Origin of the sequence: Flavobacterium sp., from assembly GCF_027531905.1 — a bacterium.
GTDB lineage: Bacteria > Bacteroidota > Bacteroidia > Flavobacteriales > Flavobacteriaceae > Flavobacterium.
Map to the genome: position 1 here is coordinate 32518 of NZ_JAPZSU010000030.1, position 22233 is coordinate 54750.

Annotated in this window: 18 protein-coding genes; 15 read left to right on the forward strand and 3 right to left on the reverse strand. The window is 33.3% G+C overall.

Annotation, left to right across the window (positions count from 1 at the left end; genetic code table 11):
• Positions 1 to 3: 3 nt before the first annotated feature.
• From O9307_RS08695 to fsa, 3 genes are all read left to right on the forward strand, one after another.
• Complete coding sequence (locus O9307_RS08695) at positions 4 to 807, forward strand: SDR family oxidoreductase (RefSeq protein ID WP_298297826.1); 804 nt, start codon at positions 4 to 6, stop codon at positions 805 to 807.
• A gap of 3 nt (positions 808 to 810) precedes the next feature.
• Complete coding sequence (locus O9307_RS08700) at positions 811 to 1011, forward strand: hypothetical protein (RefSeq protein ID WP_064714836.1); 201 nt, start codon at positions 811 to 813, stop codon at positions 1009 to 1011.
• A gap of 173 nt (positions 1012 to 1184) precedes the next feature.
• The gene (gene fsa / locus O9307_RS08705; RefSeq protein WP_064714837.1) at positions 1185 to 1841 is read left to right on the forward strand and encodes a fructose-6-phosphate aldolase; all 657 of its coding nucleotides are present in this window, start codon (positions 1185 to 1187) and stop codon (positions 1839 to 1841) included.
• 225 nt (positions 1842 to 2066) lie between these two features.
• On the opposite strand, the gene O9307_RS08710 is transcribed toward fsa, so the two are convergent.
• The 3 genes from O9307_RS08710 to O9307_RS08720 all read right to left on the reverse strand — a co-directional run bounded on the left by O9307_RS08710 (position 2067) and on the right by O9307_RS08720 (position 5422).
• Positions 2067 to 3506, reverse strand: coding sequence for an MFS transporter (locus tag O9307_RS08710; RefSeq protein ID WP_298297833.1), 1440 nt, complete (start codon positions 3504 to 3506; stop codon positions 2067 to 2069).
• Positions 3507 to 3672: 166 nt separating this feature from the next.
• On the reverse strand, positions 3673 to 4380 hold the full coding sequence (locus O9307_RS08715; protein WP_298297836.1) for a LytTR family DNA-binding domain-containing protein: 708 nt from the start codon (positions 4378 to 4380) through the stop codon (positions 3673 to 3675).
• Positions 4370 to 5422, reverse strand: a complete 1053-nt coding sequence (locus O9307_RS08720; protein WP_298297839.1) for a histidine kinase — start codon at positions 5420 to 5422, stop codon at positions 4370 to 4372. The genes O9307_RS08715 and O9307_RS08720 overlap by 11 nt, the downstream gene beginning before the upstream one ends.
• A 279-nt stretch (positions 5423 to 5701) precedes the next feature.
• Here O9307_RS08720 and O9307_RS08725 point away from each other — a divergent pair, with 279 nt between their 5' ends.
• The 12 genes from O9307_RS08725 (at position 5702) to O9307_RS08780 (ending at position 22079) form a co-directional block, all read left to right on the forward strand.
• Positions 5702 to 8728 carry a SusC/RagA family TonB-linked outer membrane protein gene (locus O9307_RS08725; protein WP_298297842.1) on the forward strand — a complete coding sequence of 1009 codons (3027 nt, stop codon included), beginning with the start codon at positions 5702 to 5704 and terminating at the stop codon, positions 8726 to 8728.
• A 10-nt stretch (positions 8729 to 8738) separates the two neighbouring features.
• Complete coding sequence (locus tag O9307_RS08730; RefSeq protein WP_298297845.1) at positions 8739 to 10319, forward strand: RagB/SusD family nutrient uptake outer membrane protein; 1581 nt, start codon at positions 8739 to 8741, stop codon at positions 10317 to 10319.
• A gap of 335 nt (positions 10320 to 10654) precedes the next feature.
• Positions 10655 to 12592, forward strand: a complete 1938-nt coding sequence (nagB, locus tag O9307_RS08735) for a glucosamine-6-phosphate deaminase (protein WP_064714843.1) — start codon at positions 10655 to 10657, stop codon at positions 12590 to 12592.
• A 101-nt stretch (positions 12593 to 12693) separates the two neighbouring features.
• The gene (locus tag O9307_RS08740; RefSeq protein ID WP_298297849.1) at positions 12694 to 14766 is read left to right on the forward strand and encodes a family 20 glycosylhydrolase; all 2073 of its coding nucleotides are present in this window, start codon (positions 12694 to 12696) and stop codon (positions 14764 to 14766) included.
• Positions 14767 to 14957: 191 nt separating this feature from the next.
• Positions 14958 to 16046 (forward strand): glycosyl hydrolase family 18 protein, encoded by a 1089-nt coding sequence (locus tag O9307_RS08745; protein WP_298297852.1) that lies wholly within the window; start codon positions 14958 to 14960, stop codon positions 16044 to 16046.
• 97 nt (positions 16047 to 16143) lie between these two features.
• A complete protein-coding gene (locus O9307_RS08750; protein WP_298297855.1) occupies positions 16144 to 17763 on the forward strand; it encodes an ABC-F family ATP-binding cassette domain-containing protein in 1620 nt (539 codons plus the stop codon).
• A gap of 148 nt (positions 17764 to 17911) precedes the next feature.
• Entirely contained in the window at positions 17912 to 18457 is a 546-nt protein-coding gene (gene pyrR, locus O9307_RS08755) for a bifunctional pyr operon transcriptional regulator/uracil phosphoribosyltransferase PyrR (protein WP_298297857.1), read from the forward strand.
• 8 nt (positions 18458 to 18465) lie between these two features.
• Entirely contained in the window at positions 18466 to 19392 is a 927-nt protein-coding gene (locus tag O9307_RS08760) for an aspartate carbamoyltransferase catalytic subunit (protein ID WP_159684602.1), read from the forward strand.
• Between the two features lies 1 nt (position 19393).
• Complete coding sequence (locus tag O9307_RS08765; RefSeq protein ID WP_298297864.1) at positions 19394 to 19726, forward strand: ribonuclease Z; 333 nt, start codon at positions 19394 to 19396, stop codon at positions 19724 to 19726.
• 54 nt (positions 19727 to 19780) lie between these two features.
• Entirely contained in the window at positions 19781 to 20686 is a 906-nt protein-coding gene (locus tag O9307_RS08770; RefSeq protein WP_298297867.1) for a ribonuclease Z, read from the forward strand.
• A gap of 72 nt (positions 20687 to 20758) precedes the next feature.
• Entirely contained in the window at positions 20759 to 21403 is a 645-nt protein-coding gene (gene pdxH, locus O9307_RS08775) for a pyridoxamine 5'-phosphate oxidase (protein ID WP_298297870.1), read from the forward strand.
• 166 nt (positions 21404 to 21569) lie between these two features.
• Positions 21570 to 22079 carry a CAP domain-containing protein gene (locus tag O9307_RS08780; RefSeq protein WP_298297873.1) on the forward strand — a complete coding sequence of 170 codons (510 nt, stop codon included), beginning with the start codon at positions 21570 to 21572 and terminating at the stop codon, positions 22077 to 22079.
• Positions 22080 to 22233: the final 154 nt, after the last annotated feature.

Here is a 22233-nt window from a genome sequence, read left to right on the forward strand (position 1 = left end):
TAAATGAATAAAGTTGTTTTGATTACTGGTGGGTCATCAGGAATAGGTAAATCTATTGGGGAGTTTTTGCATCAAAAAGGATTTATTGTGTACGGTACCAGTCGCAATCCAGAAAAAAACAGCGATACAGTTTTTCCGTTACTTGCTGTTGATGTTAGAAATAGTACTTCAATCAAAGAGGCTGTAAACTACATTATAGCTTCCTCGGGAAAAATAGATGTGGTTATCAATAACGCTGGGGTTGGGATTACCGGACCATTAGAAGAAATTCCAACCGATGAGATAAAAAACAACTTCGAAACTAATTTTTTTGGACCAATCGAAGTCATGAAAGCTGTTTTGCCACAAATGCGACTACAAAAATCAGGCTTAATTATTAATGTGACTTCTATTGCAGGCTACATGGGTTTGCCTTACCGAAGTGTCTATTCAGCTTCTAAAGGCGCTTTAGAGTTAATTACCGAAGCTTTACGTATGGAAGTTAAAGATTTTGGAATTTCAATTACTAATGTGGCTCCAGGAGATTTTGCTACTAATATTGCAGCAGGAAGATATCATGCGCCAGTTATTGAAGGCTCTGCTTATGAGGCGGTTTATGGTAGAACGTTGCAAGCTATGAATGAACATGTTGATAGTGGGAGTAATCCTAACGAAATGGCTGAAGCGGTCTATCAAATTATTACGTCGCCATCGCCAAAAATTCATTACAAAGTTGGGGCTTTTATGCAAAAATTCTCTATTGTTCTTAAACGAATACTGCCGGATAAAGTCTATGAAAAAATGCTTATGAATCATTATAAATTATAGTCTATGGAAGTGATTTCAGAAATGTTCCCTGTTGTGATGTGGGTACTTGTGTTACTCGTGTTTTGGTATTTTGTCCGAAAGATTTTAGTTTCTTTAAGTGATAAAATAAATAATTCAGAGCTTTATAAAGAAGATATTCTGAATGTTCTTGAGGAGATTAGAGATGAATTGAAAGAATTAAATAAAAACAATTCTGTTAAATAATTATATGTCGTAGTTTTGTAAAAAATTGCGTGAGGGATAGGAGCAAACTACCGAAGTAGTGCGTATAGCCCGACCGTATTTGTAAAAGGCGCCTATAACAGGTCTGAATGTTGCGCCTTTTACAAATCCGGTCACGCCCAAAATAAGGAACACAATTAAATATAAATAATAATATGAAATTTTTTATTGACACGGCTAATTTAGCGCAGATTAAAGAGGCACAATCATTGGGTGTTTTGGATGGAGTAACTACAAACCCGTCTTTGATGGCTAAAGAAGGTATTACAGGGAAAAATAATATTTTGAAACATTACGTGGATATCTGTAATTTGGTTGAGGGTGATGTTAGTGCCGAGGTAAATGCTTTGGATTATGATGGCATGATTAAAGAAGGAGAAGAGTTAGCTGATTTACACGAGCAAATCGTAGTTAAATTGCCAATGACCAAAGAGGGGGTAATGGCAGCTAAATATTTTTCTGATAAAGGAATTAAAACGAATGTAACACTTGTCTTTTCTGTGGGTCAAGCTATTTTGGCTGCCAAAGCGGGAGCTACTTATGTTTCGCCATTTGTTGGTCGTTTAGACGATGTTTCTACTGATGGTTTAAATTTAATTGAAGAAATTCGATTGGTTTATGATAACTACGGTTACGAAACTCAAATTTTGGCAGCTTCAGTTCGTCATACAATGCATATTGTAAATTGTGCTAAAATTGGTGCTGATGTTATGACTGGCCCACTTTCTGCTATTTATGGTTTATTGAAACACCCTTTGACTGATATAGGATTGGCTCAATTTGTAGCTGATTTTGAAAAAGGAAACAAATAGATTTAAGATCGTTGACTAACGATTATTTAAGATTTTATATAGTAATAGAAACTCCCATATGCATTGCAAATGGGAGTTTTTTTGTTACCTAAACTGGCTGAAAATGCAATATTTGAAACTATGCTTAGATGAATTTCATATAAGCGATTCTCAGCGATTTGAATATTAATAAAAAATCCCATTCTATTTTATTAGAATGGGACTTTGAATTGTTTGAAAAACTTCTTAATGTCCTCCAGCTATTTTTTTATCGAAATCAATACCCTGGGCTCTAAGGATTCCGCTTACTCTCCAAGCATAAAAAGCTAAGTAAGCAAAACATAGAATTCCAACAATATAACTTTCTTGGATTCCGATTCCTTCAGCTACTTTACCTTGTAACACACTGATAAAACCACCACCCATAATCATCATAATCAAGAAACTACTTCCTTGGCTAGTGTTTTTTCCAAGCCCACTTACTGCTAAAGTAAAGATGCAAGGCCATAAGGTGCTACAAAACAAACCAACACTTGTGAAAGCGTAAACACTTACCATTCCACTAGTTGTCATTCCTATTCCTGTTGCTATGATTCCAAGTGTTGAAAAAATTAATAACATTCTAGCTGGGTTTCCTTTACTAGCCATATCAGCAGCAATTAGAACCAAAATTACTAATCCGTAAACGTAAAAAGGAGTCAAGTCGTGTTTTGCAATTGCGTTAACTCCTAAAAACACACCAAAAGCTAGGTAAGGCGCGATAAATCGCAATATTTTTTGCCAGCTCATATTGTCTGTAAAAGCTTCTACAGCACCTGTCCAACGACCAATCATCAAACTCGCCCAATATAAAGAGATATATGGTGCTACATCTTTTGTCAAGAACCCTAATTTGCTTTCCATGTAAGCGGGTAAGTTACTTGCTGTAGAAACTTCAACACCTACATATAAGAAAATAGCAATCATACCCATTACTAACTGAGGGTATTGTAAAGCTGATTTTTTTGCAGGAACTCCATCGTGAGCTTCTGTTTCTTCAACCAAAGCTGGTTTGTCTGGTAATGAAGAAAATTTTAAAAGGATTGCAACGAGTAAAAACGCAACACCTAATACTAAATAAGGGATTTTTACACTTTCGATACTAGCACTTGTATTAGCGTTAGCACTTGAACCAAAAATGGCAAAACTAACAATAAGAGGACCAATAGTGGTTCCTAAATTGTTTATTCCACCAGCTAAGGTAAGACGTTGTGAGCCTGTTGAAATTGGACCTAAAGCAATTGCAAGTGGATTGGCAACAGTTTGTTGCAATGAAAAACCTAAACCAACAATAAAAAGACCTGCAAGCATTAAAGGAAAAGAGCCTGTATTGGCTGCTGGATAAAATAGAAGTGTACCTAAAGCAGAGATTAATAGTCCTAATGATAAACCATTTTTATAGCCAATTTTGTTTACTAAATCTTCTTTAATCGCTAGGGAAATCCCCATATAGATTAATGAACCTACGGTGTAAGCAATATAAAATGCAAAAGCAACTAATTGGCTCTCGCCTTGAGAAAGATTAAAAGCGGTTTTGAAAACAGGGATTAGGATGTCATTACTTGCAGCGACAAATCCCCAAAAGAAGAAGACGGTTACAAGGGGAATAAATTGCCCCCAATTGGTTTTTAAATTTTCAGAATTCATGTTTAATTAAATTAATAGGTTAGTAAATAAATGTTGCTGCAATTCGGTAAATGTATTTCTTAACAAACATATAAAAAAATTATTTTAGTGAAATTTAGTTAGATTTAAACCAACGACCTTATTTTTTCAACAAAATACTTTTTTAGAATTTGTAAAAGTAAAGGGGTTAATCTAAAATTTTGCTTTTCACTTCTTTGCTATAATTTCTTCCGATAGGTAAGGTGTAGGTAGTGATTTGAATTCTATTTCCTTCAATGGTTTTGACTTTGTCTAATGCAATGGTGTAGGATTTATGGATGCGAATAAAACGATCTTCTGGAAGTTCTTCGGTCAAAGATGAAAGTGATTTGTGGGTTATATATGTTTTTTCTGGAGTAACTACTTTGATGTATTCTTTCATGCCTTCAATGAATAAAATTTCATCAATATTAATTTTTACCATTTTCTTATCAACTTTGATGAAAATATGGGGTTCTACGCGATGATTTTCTTGTTTTACCACCAATCGGTTTTGAAATTCACCCGTTATTTTTGAAATACATTTTATAAATCGAGGTAGCGGAATAGGTTTAACAAGATAATCTAAAACATCCAAATCATAACTTTCGGCAGCAAATTCTCGAAATGCCGTTGTGATGATGATTTTGGTGTTGTGTTTATTGTTATACAATTGTATCAATTCAAAACCAGACATTAATGGCATATTAATATCTAAAAATAAGGCATCTGTTGGGTTGTTATTTAAAAAATCTAAGGCTTCAATTGGATTATTAAAAGTTGCTATAACTTCAAATTCCGGAAAGTTTTGAAAATAGGTAAGTAATACTTTAACGGCTAATGGTTCATCATCAATCAATACACACTTAATCTTCATTGCTTATAGGTATTTGTAAACGAATTATGTAAAAATTAAACTTGATTTGATGGCTTAATTGATAATTGTTTTTATATAGTAATTGTAATCGTTCTCTGGTATTGGTTAACCCAATTCCTCTTTTGGAGTTTTCATTTTGTGAAAGTACAAAATTATTTATTATTTCAAAATCGAGGGTTTTATTATTGATGATTTTACAATTTATTTTTATGCACAACTCTTTGTTATTTATTCCGCCATGTTTAAAGGCGTTTTCAATCAATGAGATTAATAACAAAGGAGGAACATTTATAGTATCAATATTAGATTCTAGATTAATAAAAACAGTAGCATTTTCAAATCTTAATTTTTCTATTTCAATGTAATTCTGTATATAATCGAATTCTTTTAGCAGGGGAGTAAGCTTGGTTCCTTCTATATCATAAAGAACATATTCCATTAAAAGGGAAAGTTTTATGATTACATCAGGAACCTTTTCTGAATCTTCTAATGAAAGAGCATAAAGATTATTTAAGGTGTTGAAGAAAAAATGGGGTTGGATTTGTGTTTTTAAATACTCGAGCTTTATTTTATATTGATTTTCTGTTAGAATTCGATTTCTTTCTCTTTCTTTTAGCCAAGTCAGCATAAGGTATATTGAAGATGCCATCGCCAAAACATAGAGTTCTCCAATGCAAACCGCAAGAATATGATTGATTTCAAAAGGCTGATAGTCTCTGTTGGCTTCGGGCCAAATGTTTTTTGAAATGATATAATACGTTAATCCCGTTTTCAAAATGTATACACATCCTAAACTAGCTAACAGTGCTAAAGAATATTGAAGATACTTTGATTTTAAAACCAGTCTGGGAACTAAAACAAATAAATTGAAATAGACTAAAGGGATGTGCAACATGAATTCGATTAAATTTGACTTAAACGAATATTCATAATCATTGAAATAAGCCCCCCATCTAAAAAAATTCAGTAAAAAGTATAACCCCCAAAACCATAAATGATTTTGAATTTTTATGTCGAATTTGATGTCTTTTACTTTAGTCATAGTTTAGTAGCTCTTTTGGGGACAAGTTAACAAATGCATCTTTTTATTTGATAGTGCAACTTTAATCATTTTGTCAATAAAAACGCTATTTTTTAATGAAAAAAGAATTTATTATTTAATATTATAAAGTATAGTAAAACAAGAAAACGTTTTCGTGTGACATATTATTGAACAAAAGATGTCGTTCGTTTAAAGAATACTACAGTTGGTATAATTTATTTTTTTTAACAAAACCTTAAGGATAAGTTTACATCATAACTAACAAATACATTTAAAAAAATGAAACAAATTTTATTAATCGTTATGATTATTTTTGCTTCGCAACTCTCGTTTGCGCAAGTGAAAACGCTCAAAGGAACGGTAATTGATGGCAGTGGCGCACCAATTCCTTCTGCAAATGTACAAGTACAAGGAGAATCAAAAGGAACAACTACCGATTTTGATGGTAGTTTTGCTATCCAAGTAAATGTAGGTAAGACTTTAATAGTTTCTTATTTAGGATACGAAACTAAATCAGTAGTAGTTGGTGATGCAGATTCTATTAGAATAATCTTAAAAAGTGACGCTACAACGGCATTAACCGAAGTAGTAGTAACTTCATTAGGTATTAAGAAAACTAGAAAATCAATTACTTATGCAGCTCAAGAACTAAAAGGTGAAGAGTTCACAAGAGTAAAAGATGCTAACATTATTAATACGGTAGCAGGTAAGATTGCTGGTGTTGCAGTTACAAGAAGCTCAGGTGGTACTGGAGGTTCTACTAAAGTAGTTATTCGTGGTAACTCTTCTGTAAGTAATAATCAACCTTTGTATGTAATTGATGGTATTCCATTATATAATGGAACTTCTGGACAACCAAATAGTGCCTTTGGTGACACAGCAGGTGGTAACCGTGATGGTGGTGATGTGGTTTCATTAATCAATCCTGAGGATTATGAGGGGATGACAGTATTGAAAGGAGCAGCAGCTTCTGTGTTGTATGGTTCTCAAGGAGCAAATGGTGTAGTATTATTGTCTACTAAAAAAGCTAAACAAGGTAAAGCTCAATTAAAAGCGTCTTCAGTTACAACTTTTGAATCTGCCGCTTTTTTACCAAAATTCCAAAATGATTATGTTGCAGTTGCTGGTGGTGAAGAGACTTGGGGAGCAAAGCAAAAAGTAAATGATCACGTAAAAGGTTTTTTTGAAACTGGAAATACGCAAATTTCATCTTTGAATTTTTCAACTGCTTCTGATGTTGCTTCTACATCATTGTCTTATTCTAACACAACAGCATCTGGTATTATTCCTGGAAATGGTTTGAAGCAAAACAACTTTGGCTTCCGTCAGTCTGGTAAATTGTTTGACAAATTAACTGTTGCTGCTAATGCAAACTATACTACTAGAACAGTTAATAATAGACCAGTAAATGGTTTTTATTTTAACCCATTAACAGGTGTTTATTTAATGCCAAGAGGGAATGACTTTAATAATTACAAAAATAACTTTGAAGTTTTTAACCCTACTAGAAATATGTATGTACAAAATTGGATGACCAATAGAGATATCATGCAAAATCCTTACTGGGGAATCAACAGAAATCAATCAGAAGATACCAATCAATTTTTTAATGGTAATTTAGCTTTAGATTATAAAGCAACAGATTGGTTGTCTATTGCTGCTAGATATAGTTATAATAGAATTGAGAGTGGATTCACAAAAGAAATTTATGCTAGTACTCAAGGTACATTATCTCATATCAATGGTAGATATATTGATATCAATAATTTGAGTACTCAACGTTATGCTGATTTAATAGCTACTATCAATACTAAATTCAATGATGATTTTACCTTTAATGCTAATATTGGTACAAGTATTAACAATACTTTAGCGAACAAAAGGACTACTTTAGATTCAGGTATTGGTGGAGGTTTGCAACTTGCTAACTGGTTTACTTTAGGAAACTTTGTTAACAATGCATTGAACTTACAAACTGTGGATGCTAGAAGAGAGGTGCAATCTGTTTTTGCTGCTACTACATTTGGTTACAAAGAAATGTTATTCTTGGATGTAGCTGCTAGAAATGACTGGTCATCAACATTAGCAAATACTGATAAAACAGGATTTTTCTACCCATCTGTTGGGGTTACTGCTATTCTTAGCGAGATGGTAAAAATGCCAGATTTCATCAACTACGGTAAAGTTCGTGCAACCTATGCTCAAGTAGGTAATGATATCTTTCCTTATATAACTTCTCCAACTTATACTTATACTTCAGAAGGAAAGAAACAGCCTTTAGTGGCTCCACGACCAGGAACTTCTTTACGTCCTGAGTTAAAATCTGAGTTTGAAATTGGTACAGAATGGAGAATGTTTGATAATAGATTAGGTTTTGAAATTTCATACTATGATTCTAAAACAGATAATCAATACTTACAAATTTTAGCTCCTCTAACAAATCCATTAGGAGTAACTTATTATGGTATTAATGCAGGAAGTATTTCTAATAAAGGTATTGAAGCAGTGGTAACTGGAAAAATCATAAAAGGAGATAAATTCTCTTGGGATGCAACCGTTAACTATTCTAAAAACAAAAACGTTGTTAATGAAATTCCAACAGATTTAGGAGGAACAGTAGTTTTAACTGAAGCTGGGGTAAACAACTATAGATATGTGTTGAAACAAGGTAGACCTTTTGGTGTTATTGAGGGAGTAAATATTAAAAGAGACGCACAAGGTAGAGTGCTATTGAATACTGATGGAACCATTCAAAAAACTGGTTTTGAAGAGGTAGGTAACTCTAATCCTGATTTTATGTTAGGTTTTTCTAACTCATTCAAATTTGGTTCTTTCTTCGCTAATGTATTAATTGATGGAAGATTTGGGGGAAATGTGATGAGTTTGACAGAGGCTACAAACGATGAGTTTGGTGTTTCAAAAGCTACTGGTGACGCAAGAAACGAAGGTGGGGTAGCTATTAATGCAGTTTATCCAAATGGAACGGCTTATTCAGGAAAATATCCTGCTGAAAGCTATTACAAACAAGTGGGTGGTAGAGCAGGAGCAACAGGAGAGTATGTTTACGATGCAACGAATGTAAGTTTAAGAGAGGTTTCTATTGGATATACATTCAATACTAAAAAATTACCTTTTTTACAATCAGCTAGCTTGTCTTTAATTGCTAGAAACTTAGGATTTATCTACAAAGATGCTCCTTTTGATCCAAACATTTCTTTAAGTACAGGTGAAGGTTTACAAGGTGTTGATGTTTATGGAATGCCATCTACAAGAAGTATCGGTCTTAACTTAAACGTAACTTTCTAATTAAAAAAACATGAAACTAAATACAATTAAAAAAACAGCTATTTGTGTTTCCTTACTCGCAGCAGTAAGTTGCACAAACAATTTTGACGAATTAAATACCAATCAAGAAGGTTTTACTGAGGCTTTATTAGAACAAGATTTTAACCATATAAAAGGATCGTTTGCACCAATGTTTAATAATATTCTGGTATTAACTCCAGAATGGAAATACCAAGTGCAACAAGGGCTTCAAGGTGATATATGGTCAGGTTATATGGCAACCGGAACCGCTTTTAGAGGAGGAACTAACAATACTACATATGATTTGGTAGACGGTTGGAACGGTTTCGCTTGGGGCGCTGCTTATGGTGATGTAATGTACAATGCTTATTCGGTTGAACAAAAAGCCAAAGGGAAATACGATCAATTTTATGCTTTAGCTTTGATTTTAAAAGTAGAAGGAATGCATAGAGTTACGGATACTTATGGTCCAATTGTGTATTCAAAATTTGGAACTACTGAGAAAACAATTGAATATGACTCTCAAGAAGAAGTGTATAACCAAATGTTTAAAGAATTGGATTTTGCAGTTGCGGAGTTGACTAAAAGAGTAGATGCAGGTGAAGTTTCAACGTTCACAACTACAGATTTATCTGCTTACAAAGGAGATTACAAGAAATGGGTGAAATTTGCAAACTCTTTGCGTTTACGTTTAGCAATGCGTATTGTAAAGAAAAACCCAACTTTGGCTAAAGCTGAAGCAGAAAAAGCATTTGCTCATAAATTCGGAGTATTTACTACAAATGATGATGTCTTCAAAATAGTATCTCCTAACTTTACGAATCCAATCGCTACCATTAGTGGTGCATGGGGAGACGTAAGAATGTCTGCTGATATGGAGTCTATTATGGGCGGGTATAATGATCCTAGACTTGCTGTATTTTTCAAAACTTCAAAACAATTTCCAGGACAATACAAAGGTGTTAGAACAGGTATTGAGATTGCTGCCAAAGCTGATCACGTAGATTTTTCTGAAATTGGACCAATTGTTAATTCTAAAGAAATTGTATTAATGACAACTGCCGAAGTTTATTTGTTAAGAGCTGAAGGAGCATTAAGAGGATGGAATATGGGAGGAACAGCTCAAAGTTTGTATGAATTAGGTATAACAAATTCATTTGCTCAACATGGAGTTTCAGGTGTTGCTGCTTACATCGCAGATAATACTAAAACTGCCAAAGATTATGTGGATCCAAATTTCCCTGTAAACAATGGAGCTGCACTAAATACAGTAACCGTTGCATGGGATGCAGCAGCTTCTAATGAAGTAAAGTTGCAAAAAATTATTACTCAAAAATGGATTGCTGGTTTCCCAGAAGGACAAGAAGCTTGGTCTGAATATAGAAGAACAGGTTATCCAAAATTATTGCCAGTACTTAAAAACACAAGTGGAGGGAAAATATCTTCAGCTTTAGGCGTACGTAGAGTAAACTTTGTACAATCTGAAAAAGATGGAAATCCTGGAGGTGTAGCTACTGGTTTGTCAAAACTAGGTGGGCCAGACACAGGAGGAACAAGATTATGGTGGGATACTACTGGACCTAACTTTTAGTTTCTAGTACTTAGTTAATAGTTCTTAGTGATTAGTTCTTGGCTTTATGCTAAGAACTAACGCTAGGGACTAATAGCTAAATCTAAATATCGACTAACGCTTTATTGAGTAATTAATGTCGTTGGTATATAAACTCTGACTGTTTGTTTTTTTTATTTTTTTGCACCAATTATAACTCCTACATTTGATATAAATTTTATAAAATGATTTGATTTTTTTTTCTTAAAATAATAATAATCATTTGAAAAAAAATATCATTATTCTCGAAAAGCTATAGTAAAAACAAAGAAATTATAAATAAAAAATAATCAGCTAGAATTTAAAATTATAATACAATGAAAAACACTTTAGACATAAAACCGGACATTAGCTACAAGAGTGCAGGTAAATTTGAAGAAACTCGATTTGAAAAAATTCATAACGAAATTTTTAAAAATTCTGTTGAAGCTTCAAAAATTGTAGCTGAGGAAATTGCTACTTTAATTCGATCTAAACAAGAAGCAAATAAAAATTGTGTTTTAGGTCTTGCTACGGGTTCTTCTCCAATAAAAGTATATGAAGAATTGGTTCGTATGCACAAAGAAGAAGGATTAAGCTTTAAAAACGTGATTACGTTCAATTTGGATGAATATTATCCAATGAACAAAGAAAGCAAGCAAAGCTATCACTATTTTATGCATCAGCATCTTTTCAATCATATTGATATTCATCCTGATAATATCAATATTCCAGATGGAACAGTTGCAATTGAAGAATTGAATCAATACTGCATTGATTATGAAATGAATATTAAAAAAGCAGGTGGTCTTGATTTTCAATTATTAGGAATTGGTCGTACGGGACACGTGGGTTTTAATGAGCCTGGTTCGCATATCAATTCAGGTACTAGAATTATAACTTTGGATCATATCACTAGAGTAGATGCTTCATCTGATTTTAATGGAATTAATAATGTACCGAAACGCGCTATTACGATGGGAGTTTCTACCATTATGCGTTCTAAACGAATTGTTTTGATGGCTTGGGGACAAAATAAAGCCGATATCATCAAAAGAACCATTCAAGGTGAAATTAGTTCTGAAGTACCCGCTACTTTTTTGCAAAATCATCCTAATGCAACTTTTGTTTTGGATCAATCAGCAGCTTCATCTTTAACCCGTTTTGAAACACCGTGGTTAGTTGGGGAGTGTATTTGGAATCAAGAATTAAAAAGTAAAGCGATTGTTTGGTTATGCCAAAAAACAAATCAGTCTATATTAAAACTTACAGATAGAGATTATAATAATAATGGAATGTCTGACTTGTTAGCACAAGAAGGGTCGGCTTATGATTTGAATATTAATATGTTCAATGTGTTGCAACATACCATTACAGGTTGGCCAGGAGGAAAACCTAATGCAGATGATGCGCACCGACCAGAAAGAGCTAATCCAGCTAAAAAGAGAGTGATTTTATTTAGTCCTCACCCTGATGATGATGTAATTTCTATGGGAGGAACTTTTGCTAAATTAATCAAGCAAGGACATGAGGTGCATGTAGTGTATCAAACGTCTGGAAATATTGCAGTAACTGATGATGAAGCTTTAAAATTTGCAGAAGTATGTAATGATTTTGTGGGCGAAGACAGTAGCAAAATCAATTTCCAAGCCGTAATTGATTTCTTAAAAAACAAGAATGACAATCAAATCGATTCTTTAGAAGTTAGAAAATTAAAAGGATTAATTAGAAGAAGAGAGTCTTATGCAGCAGTGCGTTACATCGGTTTGAAAGACGAGAATGTTCACTTCTTGGATTTACCTTTTTATGAAACAGGTCAAGTAAAGAAAAACCCGCTTGGAACAGAAGATATTGAAATCGTAGCGGAGATCATCGCTAAAATTAAACCGCATCAAGTATTTGCAGCTGGAGATTTAGCCGATCCACACGGAACTCATGAAGTGTGTCTGAATGCTATTTTCGCCGCTTTAAAACAATTAAAAGGGAAACCTTATATGAAAGATTGTTGGTTGTGGCTTTATAGAGGAGCTTGGCACGAATGGGATTTACACGAGATTGATATGTCGGTACCATTAAGTCCTGATGAAGTTTTATTGAAGCGACAAGCGATTTTATTTCACCAATCTCAAAAAGATCGTGTGATGTTCCAAGGGAACGATTCTAGAGAATTTTGGGTACGTGCCGAAGATCGTAATAAAAATACTGCCAAGTTATATGATGATTTAGGTTTGGCAGAATATGAAGCTATTGAAGCTTTTAAACGATTTGATTACTAAGAATTTAAAATCCATTCGGTTGTAGAAGCGACCGAATGGATAATCTCTAAAAATCAGTAATAACCACCTGATTTGAGATATTTTATAAACCAAAACCACAAATGAAATACCTATTTATACTGTTTTTTATATCATTATCTGCGGCTGCCCAAGTCACAAAAGAGTCTTTGAATTTAATGCCTTGGCCACAAAAAGTAGAACTTAAAACTGGAAATTTTACTTTAAGTTCCACTTTTAAAGTCAATGTTACTGGGCAACCTAATGTAAGAATCTTTGGCGCGGTTACAAATTTTTTAAGAAGATTAGATGGTAGAACAGGGTTGTTTTTCAAACAAGGTTTTGTGACTTCAACTAATGAATTTCCAGAAGCGCAGTTACAAATTAATTGCACAAAAGCTGGAAAAATTGGATTGTATGAAGATGAAAGTTATCAATTAACCATCCAATCTAATGGTATTTCAATTAATGCTTCTTCGGATTTAGGAGCTTTGCACGGATTAGAAACTCTTTTGCAATTGCTTCAAAATAATGCTACTTCCTTCTATTTTCCTAATGTATCTATTACCGATATGCCTCGTTTTACTTGGCGTGGATTAATGATTGATGTTGCAAGACATTTTCAACCTGTTGAACTGATTAAAAGGAATTTAGACGCCATGGCAGCCTTGAAAATGAATGTTTTTCATTGGCATTTGGTAGACGATCAAGGGTGGAGAATAGAAATGAAAAAGCATAAAGTGCTTACAGATAAAGCTTCTGATGGTCTCTTTTATACCCAAGAAGAAATTAAAGGGATCGTTAAATACGCTGCCGATCGAGGGATTTTAGTAGTTCCTGAAATTGATGTTCCAGGACATGCTTCAGCAATTTTGACTGCCTTTCCAGAAATAGGAAGTAAAGTTGTAACGATAAATAAAGGCTCTTCTGAAACTACGCAGAAAGCCTCAGGTTTGGTAACTTATTCGCTAGAGAGAAACGCTGGTATTTTTACGCCAACTTTGGATCCTTCTAATCCGAAAACGTATCAATTGTTGAGTGAAATTTTCGACGAAGTTTGCCCATTATTTCCTGGAAAGTATTTCCATATTGGAGGGGATGAAAACGAAGGCAAAGATTGGGATGCGAATCCCAAAATTCAAGAATTCATGAAGAAAAATAAGTTGGTCAACAATCATGAGTTGCAAACTTATTTTACCATGCAGTTAATCCCAATGTTAAAAAAGCATCAAAAAGAATTGATGGGTTGGGAAGAAATTATGACCAAAAATATGTCCAAAGAGGCTATTATACATTCTTGGAAAGGACCTAATGAAGGAGTAGCAGCTGGTAGTTCCTTGATAGCCGCAGCAACAAATGGTTATAAAACCGTTTTGTCCAATGGTTATTATGTGGATTTGGTACAAGGAGTTGAGAGTCATTATTTGAATGATCCTATGCCTAAAAACAACTCGCTTTCATCAGAAGAAAAAGCTAGAATTCTGGGTGGCGAAGCTACTATGTGGAGTGAATTGGTTACCCCCGAAACCATTGATTCAAGGATTTGGCCAAGAACCGCAGCAATTGCAGAAAGACTCTGGTCTGATGCCAATGTGACGGACTTAGTCAGTATGAGAAAAAGATTGAAAGTAGTTTCGTTTCGCTTAGAAGAACTTGGAATAACACATATTCGAAATAAAGAGGTGTTGTTTAGAAATATTAGTAACAACCAAAACACTGCAGCTTTGCAAACATTTTCAGCAGTTTGTGAACCTTTGAAAATTTATTCTCGTAATGTAGGAGGAACAGAATATCAAATGTATTCACCTTTCACTTTATTTGCTGATGCATGTACTCCTGATGCGGAAGATGCGTTACCTTTTAATCAATTAATTGAAGAATATTTGAGAAAAAAAGATGTTGCATCAGAAGCAGCCATTAGTCTGTATTTTAATAAATGGATACAAAACTATAAAGAATTAGAGGGTTTAAGTCAGAATGCTCCATTAGTACAACCTCTTTTACCGTTGTCTAAAGCCTTGCATGATTTGTCAGGACAATTGCTTTTGAAGTTGCAAATGAAGTCGACTTATAATGCAGTTTTAGCAAAAGAGTTATTAGACAAGTGTAACTCCAAAGCTCATGCTGATGTTGAGTTGGCAGTGTATACAGGTTTAAAAAATATCGTAGAATTATAATTTTTTTGTTCAATTTTTAATAGGGTTTGGTTTTATTAAGTTTGGTTTATTTTTTTTCTATTAATTTTTGAACTGGTGTTAATTTCTTTTCAATTTGGTTATTGTTTTTATAAGAAGTTAATCTAGAAAACCTGGTAGTTTTACCAGGTTTTTTTTGTAAATAGTAGTGTTTTAATTTAAATAAATTGGTGATGAAAAATTATAAAATTTTGATTGTTTTTCTTTTGTTTTCTCTTTTTGCAGTAGCACAAAAACGCAAAGATTTTTCAGTGATTGCCTACTATACTGGCGATGATAAGCAAATTGATACTTATGATGTAAAGAAATTGACTCATATCATCTACAGTTTTTGCCATTTAAAGGAAGGGAAATTAAATGTTGATACTGCTAAAGATTCAGCAGCTATTAAGCATTTGGTAGCACTCAAATCAATAAATCCAAAATTGAAAGTGATGTTGTCTCTAGGAGGCTGGGGTGGTTGTGAGCCTTGTTCGGATGGTTTTGATTCTGCTGAAAAAATTGCTGTTTTTGCCAAATCTGTACAGGAAGTAAATGCCTATTTTAAATGCGATGGATTAGATTTAGACTGGGAATACCCTTCGATTGAAGGTTTTCCTGGGCACAAATTTCAACCCCAAGATAAGTCTAATTTTACGGCTCTCGTAGTTGCATTACGTGAAGCTTTAGGTCCGAAAAACGAACTGAGTTTTGCCGCTGGAGGGTTTATGAAGTATCTGAAAGAAGCTGTAGATTGGAAAGCGATTATTCCGTTGGTAGATAGAGTAAATATTATGAGCTATGACTTAGTAAATGGTTATGCTACGATCACAGGCCATCACACACCTTTGTATAGTGTGAAAAATGAGGAGGAATCAACGAACAAAGCTGTTGATTACCTTTTAGATTTGGGTTTGCCATCAAAAAAGCTTGTTATTGGTGCGGCTTTTTATACTCGTATTTGGAAAAATGTTGCTTCTATGAATAACGGTTTGTATCAATCAGGTATCGCTACAAATGGGATAAATTTTAAAGATTTTGATACCAAATTAACAAAGAACAAAGGTTGGAATTATTTTTGGGATGAAAAAGCACAAGCGCCTTATTGGTACAACGAAAAAGAGCAATTGTTTGCTACTGGCGATGACCTAAAATCGGTGGGAGTTAAAACAAGTTATGCTATCAAGAAAAAGCTTGGAGGCATCATGTTTTGGGAATTGATTTTGGATAAAACCCAGAACGGGTTGGTAGATGCAATCGATAAAGTAAAACAAGTCAATTAAGTAACTCGAGTTTGTTTCCGAAAATACTGATTTATTTCTACAAAATTAAATCAGTATTTTTTTGTATTTTTGCAAAAAATTTTTAAAAAAGCAATTCATGTTAACAGTTAATAATTTATCAGTTCAATTTGGTAAAAGAATTTTATTCGACGAAGTAAACACTACATTTACTCATGGTAATGTTTATGGAGTAATCGGAGCCAATGGTGCTGGAAAATCTACCTTTTTAAAAATAATTTCAGGTGAAATGGACCCAACTTCTGGACATATTCATTTAGAACCAGGAAAAAGAATGTCAGTTCTGAACCAAAATCACAACATGTTTGATGAACATACGGTACTTGAAACGGTGATGATGGGTAATAAAGTTTTGTATGCTGTCAAAAAAGAAATGGACGAACTTTATTTGGATTATAATGACAAAAACGCTGACAGAATTGGAGAATTGCAAGTGCAGTTTGAAGAAATGAATGGTTGGAATGCAGATTCTGATGCAGCTGCTATGTTGTCAAATCTTGGTATTACAGAAGACAATCATTATACTTTGATGGCAGATTTGGAAGGAAAAATGAAGGTGCGTGTACTTTTGGCGCAAGCTTTATTCGGAAATCCTGATTTGTTGATTATGGATGAGCCTACCAATGACTTGGATTTTGAAACCATTGCTTGGTTAGAAAATTTCTTAGCTAATTATGAAAATACCGTAATTGTAGTTTCTCACGACAGACACTTTTTAGATGCAGTTTGTACGCATATTTCAGATATTGATTTTAATAAAATTAGCCATTATTCTGGTAACTATACGTTTTGGTACGAATCTAGTCAATTAGCGGCCAAGCAACGTGCACAACAAAACAAAAAAGCCGAGGAGAAAAAACAAGAATTAGAGGAGTTTATTCGTCGTTTCAGTGCCAACGTTGCAAAATCAAAACAGGCTACTTCTCGTAAAAAAATGATTTCGAAATTGAATATTTCTGAAATTAGACCTTCAAGCCGTCGTTATCCTGCTATTATTTTTGATCAAGATCGTGAAGCTGGTGACCAAATCTTGAATGTACAAGATTTGAGTGCTTCTGTAGATGGAGAACTTTTGTTCAAAGGCGTTGATTTGAATATGGCTAAAGGAGATAAAATTGTACTTTTTTCAAAAGATTCTCGTGCAACAACTGCTTTTTATGAAATTTTGAATGGTAATCAAGTTGCAGATTCAGGAAAATTTGATTGGGGAGTTACAACGAATCAAGCCTATTTACCAAGTGAGAATCATTCTTTCTTTGAAAATGATTTAACTTTAGTAGATTGGTTACGTCAGTATGCAAAAACTGAAGAAGAGCGTGATGAAGTATTTATAAGAGGTTTTCTTGGAAAAATGATTTTTTCTGGAGAAGAAGCTTTGAAAACGAGTAGAGTTTTATCAGGGGGAGAAAAAGTGCGTTGTATGTTGTCTAGAATGATGATGGAACGTGCTAATATCTTAATGTTAGATGAGCCAACAAACCACTTAGATTTGGAGTCGATTACAGCTTTTAATAATTCATTAAAAAACTACAAAGGTTCTGTTATTTTTACAACACATGACCATGAATTTGCTCAAACTGTGGGTAATAGAGTAGTGGAGCTTACACCAAACGGAGCTATTGATCGTTACATGACATTTGATGAATACTTAGATGATGAAAAAATTCAAGAGTTAAGAGTCAAAATGTATGCTAAATAAGATACACCTTAAAAACCTTTCTTTTCGAAAGGTTTTTTTGTCTCTATTTTGTTTTTTAAAAGATAGTTTTAGTAGTTTACTTTTATAGCTATTCGTATTTATTGCTAAATCGAAATTTGTATATTTGCACACCAAACAAAACTAAACCATGAATCAAAAAGTATTGCTCACTTCCATAGAAGTCAATATCATCCTTAACCGTTTGGCTTGTCAATTAATCGAAAAACATCTTGATTTTTCTGAAACCATCTTAATCGGAATTCAGCCTAGAGGTACTTTTTTAGCCAAACGTTTAAAAAGTATTTTAGAAAATGACTATCAGGTTCCAACAATAAAAATAGGCTTCTTAGATATTACTTTTTTTAGGGATGATTTTAGAAGAACCGATAAGCTTTTGGAGGCCAATATTACACAAATCGATTTTTTGGTTGAAAACAAAAAAGTAATTTTTGTTGATGATGTTTTGTATACTGGAAGAAGTATCAGAGCAGCATTGACTGCTATACAATCCTTTGGTAGACCTTCTGGTATTGAACTTTTAACTTTAATCGATAGAAGATTTAGTCGTGATTTACCCATTCAGCCGGATTATAGAGGCCGTCAGGTCGATGCTATAAATGACGAAATTGTAAAAGTCACTTGGACAGAACAGGGCGAAGAAGATGGTGTTTTTTTAATCAATAATAATCAATAAGTATAAAAATGAGCGAGTTAAGCGTAAATCATTTATTAGGAATTAAATATATCACCAAAAACGATATTGACCTTATTTTTGAAACAGCTGATCATTTTAAAGAAGTTATCAATAGACCCATCAAAAAAGTTCCTTCTTTACGAGACATTACCATAGCCAATATTTTTTTTGAAAACAGTACAAGAACCAAGCTTTCGTTCGAGCTGGCTCAAAAGCGTTTATCTGCAGATGTAATCAGTTTTTCTGCCGCTCAATCTTCTGTTAAAAAAGGGGAGACGTTAATTGATACCGTTAACAACATTTTATCAATGAAGGTGGATATGGTTGTTATGCGTCATGCAAATCCTGGAGCTGCTTATTTTTTGTCAAAAAATGTAAAAGCAAGTATCGTAAATGCGGGAGATGGTGCTCATGAACATCCTACACAAGCGCTGTTAGATAGTTATTCTATAAGAGAAAAATTAGGTGATGTAGGAGGAAAAAAAGTAGTTATTGTTGGAGATATTTTACACTCGCGAGTAGCTTTATCTAATATATATGCTTTGCAAATGCAAGGTGCAGAAGTTAAAGTTTGTGGACCAAAAACATTAATCCCTAGATACATTGAATCACTTGGAGTAACAGTTGAATCGGATTTGCGTAAAGCGTTAGAATGGTGTGATGTAGCAAATATGTTGAGAGTGCAAAATGAACGAATGGATGTTAACTTTTTCCCTTCTACACGAGAATATGCACAACAATATGGAGTCGATAAAAATTTATTAGATTCGTTAAGTAAAGACATTGTAATTATGCACCCAGGACCTATCAATCGTGGAGTTGAAATTACTTCTGATGTGGCAGATTCTCAACAATCTGTTATTTTGAATCAGGTAGAGAATGGAGTAGCCATTCGAATGGCAGTGATTTATTTATTAGCTTCAAAAATTCAATAAGATGAAAGTAGATACTAAAGGGCATACCATAACCATTAAAGATACTGAAGGTGTTGTAACTACTTTTATTGAAAAAGTAACCAGTCAATATGCTAGTTTCAAAGATTTTAATTTGATTTTGGATGTATCCAATGATAAAACAGTCGATATTGCTTCAATAAAACTTTTTTTGCCTTTGGTTAAAGCTCATAAAAAAGCTAAAAAGTCATTGGTTATTGTTGCTGATGCTATTGATTTTAATGCGGTTCCACAAACCATAACTGTAGTTCCCTCTTTGTTAGAAGCAAATGATATCATTGAAATGGAAGAAATTGAAAGAGATTTAGGCTTTTAATAAAAGCTTTCTCAAGATTAGATTACAGTTTATCTAAAAACAACATTCATTACTTTGAAATTAACCGTACTTGGCTGCTATGCTGCAACACCTCGAACTTTTACAAATCCAACAGCTCAATTGTTGGAAATAAAAAATAGGTATTTTTTAATTGATTGCGGTGAAGGAACTCAAGTACAACTGCGTAAAAATAAAGTTAAGTTTACCAAAATCAGTCATATTTTTATTTCTCATTTACACGGCGATCATTTTTATGGGCTTATTGGTTTAATTTCTTCTTTCTCACTTTTGTCTAGAGTGGCAGACTTACATATTTATGGCCCGAAAGGATTAAAAGAAATTATCGAACTTCAATTGAAACTTTCGCACTCTTGGACAAATTATACTATTCATTTTCATGAATTGCACTCTAAAGAAAGCGAGTTGATTTTTGAAGATGAAAAAGTTATGATTCAAACTATTCCATTAAAACATAGAGTGTATACCAATGGATTTTTATTCAAAGAAAAAGAAGGTGATAGAAAATTAAATATTGATGCTATTGAAGAGCTGGCCATTGATGTTTGTTATTATAAAAAGATAAAAAAAGGAGGCAACATTACGCTAGAAAACGGACAAGTTATCAATAATGAACAGCTTACTTTTCCTGGAGAATCTGCAAAATCTTATGCCTTTTGTTCTGACACCGCTTATTGTGAAGCAATAATTCCAATCATTAAAGAAGTGGATTTGCTTTACCATGAAGCCACTTTTTTAGAAAGTGAATCACAATTAGCAACAAAAACGATGCATTCAACAGCAATTCAAGCGGCTACAATTGCTTCAAAGGCAAATGTAAAATCGTTACTTTTAGGTCATTACTCTACACGATACGAAAGTATTGCTTCGTTTAAAGAGGAAGCCTTAACTTTTTTTTCTAATGTGCAATTGGCAGCTGACGGAACCACCTTCGAAATTTAGTATTGATCTGTATCTCAAAACAAAATAAAAATTGTTTTTAAATTTGTTCGAATCATTTAAAATTAAAATCAAATGAAAGATTTAGGTAATTACAGAAAGTCCTATGATAAAAGTGAATTGTTAGAATCCAATATTCCTGAAGATCCTATTAACTTATTTCATCGTTGGTTTCATGAAGTGGAAGATTTTGGTGGAGTAGACGAGGTAAATGCTATGACTGTGGCTACAGTAGGTTTGGATGGATTTCCGAAATCTAGGGTAGTGCTGTTAAAAAAATTCAATGAAGAAGGATTTGTTTTTTATACCAATTATAATTCACAAAAAGGAAAAGCAATTGAGGCAAATCCAAATATATGTTTGTCTTTTTTTTGGCCTTCTATGGAACGTCAAGTAATAATAAAAGGTAGGGCTCAAAAGACTAGTGATATCGTATCGGATGGTTACTTTGATTCAAGACCTGACGGGAGTAAATTAGGAGCACTTGTTTCTAATCAAAGTGAAATCATTCCTTCTCGAGATTTTTTAGAAAATAATTTAAAAGAAGTGGAGCTTAAATATGAAGGAAAAGAAATTCCAAGACCTAATTTTTGGGGAGGTTATTTAGTCGTTCCTTTTGAAGTTGAATTTTGGCAAGGTAGACCTAATCGTTTGCATGATAGAATTCAATATTTACTTCAAGGTGATTATACATGGAAAACATGTAGATTATCTCCTTAATATAAGTAAAAAGTTACAAATATACATTAAAAGTGTAGTTTATCGATAAAGTTTGGTATTTAAACGATTTTTTTCTTAAATTTAATTGTAATTAATTAAGAAAAAGATTCAAAACATATTTAAAGAAGTTTCCCCAAATCTACTTTAAACTTAAACTGCCAATATCATGAAAACAATTTGTAACTTACTATCGTTAGTTTTAGTTAGCTCTTTTTTATTCTGTTCATGTACTGCTGATTCAATAGAGAACCCAACGCCTGAAGCCAAAATAAATACCGAGTCCTCTGTTGCTTATACATATAATTCAATTGAATTAGAAACCTTAAGTTTAATCAACAATTATAGAAAATCTATAGGCTTAAATACTTTAGAAAAAATAAACTTTATTTCAGTAAAATCTCAAGAGCATGTAAATTACATGATCACAAACAATGTTGTGAATCACAATGATTTTGTGTCAAGATCAAATGAAATTATTAGAGTTTTAGGCGCAAGAAATGTTTCAGAAAACATTGCTTATAATTATGCTACTCCTGCAGCAGCGTTTGATGCATGGTTAAAAAGTCCTATTCATAAAGAAAATATCGTTGGTAATTATACTCATTTTGGGATTTCTGTGAGAGAAGATCCTGCAACAGGTAAAAAATATTATGTCAATATATTTGCAAAAATTTAGTTTTGTTCCCTCTAAAAAAAATGCCCTCATGAAAAAATTCAGAGGGCATTTTTTTGGTTTAGAAAAACCTATTAAAGTGCAGTAATAATAAACTCACTTCTTCGGTTCATTTGGTGTTGTTCTTCGGTGCAATTGGATTGGTTGGTTGGTTCGC

Bases quoted from the DNA above. Each gene is read 5' to 3' on its own strand.
- O9307_RS08695 (WP_298297826.1), top strand. From the start codon at position 4: ATGAATAAAGTTGTTTTGATTACTGGTGGGTCATCAGGAATAGGTAAA.
- O9307_RS08700 (WP_064714836.1), top strand. From the start codon at position 811: ATGGAAGTGATTTCAGAAATGTTCCCTGTTGTGATGTGGGTACTTGTG.
- fsa (WP_064714837.1), top strand. From the start codon at position 1,185: ATGAAATTTTTTATTGACACGGCTAATTTAGCGCAGATTAAAGAGGCA.
- O9307_RS08710 (WP_298297833.1), bottom strand. From the start codon at position 3,506: ATGAATTCTGAAAATTTAAAAACCAATTGGGGGCAATTTATTCCCCTT.
- O9307_RS08715 (WP_298297836.1), bottom strand. From the start codon at position 4,380: ATGAAGATTAAGTGTGTATTGATTGATGATGAACCATTAGCCGTTAAA.
- O9307_RS08720 (WP_298297839.1), bottom strand. From the start codon at position 5,422: ATGACTAAAGTAAAAGACATCAAATTCGACATAAAAATTCAAAATCAT.
- O9307_RS08725 (WP_298297842.1), top strand. From the start codon at position 5,702: ATGAAACAAATTTTATTAATCGTTATGATTATTTTTGCTTCGCAACTC.
- O9307_RS08730 (WP_298297845.1), top strand. From the start codon at position 8,739: ATGAAACTAAATACAATTAAAAAAACAGCTATTTGTGTTTCCTTACTC.
- nagB (WP_064714843.1), top strand. From the start codon at position 10,655: ATGAAAAACACTTTAGACATAAAACCGGACATTAGCTACAAGAGTGCA.
- O9307_RS08740 (WP_298297849.1), top strand. From the start codon at position 12,694: ATGAAATACCTATTTATACTGTTTTTTATATCATTATCTGCGGCTGCC.
- O9307_RS08745 (WP_298297852.1), top strand. From the start codon at position 14,958: ATGAAAAATTATAAAATTTTGATTGTTTTTCTTTTGTTTTCTCTTTTT.
- O9307_RS08750 (WP_298297855.1), top strand. From the start codon at position 16,144: ATGTTAACAGTTAATAATTTATCAGTTCAATTTGGTAAAAGAATTTTA.
- pyrR (WP_298297857.1), top strand. From the start codon at position 17,912: ATGAATCAAAAAGTATTGCTCACTTCCATAGAAGTCAATATCATCCTT.
- O9307_RS08760 (WP_159684602.1), top strand. From the start codon at position 18,466: ATGAGCGAGTTAAGCGTAAATCATTTATTAGGAATTAAATATATCACC.
- O9307_RS08765 (WP_298297864.1), top strand. From the start codon at position 19,394: ATGAAAGTAGATACTAAAGGGCATACCATAACCATTAAAGATACTGAA.
- pdxH (WP_298297870.1), top strand. From the start codon at position 20,759: ATGAAAGATTTAGGTAATTACAGAAAGTCCTATGATAAAAGTGAATTG.
- O9307_RS08780 (WP_298297873.1), top strand. From the start codon at position 21,570: ATGAAAACAATTTGTAACTTACTATCGTTAGTTTTAGTTAGCTCTTTT.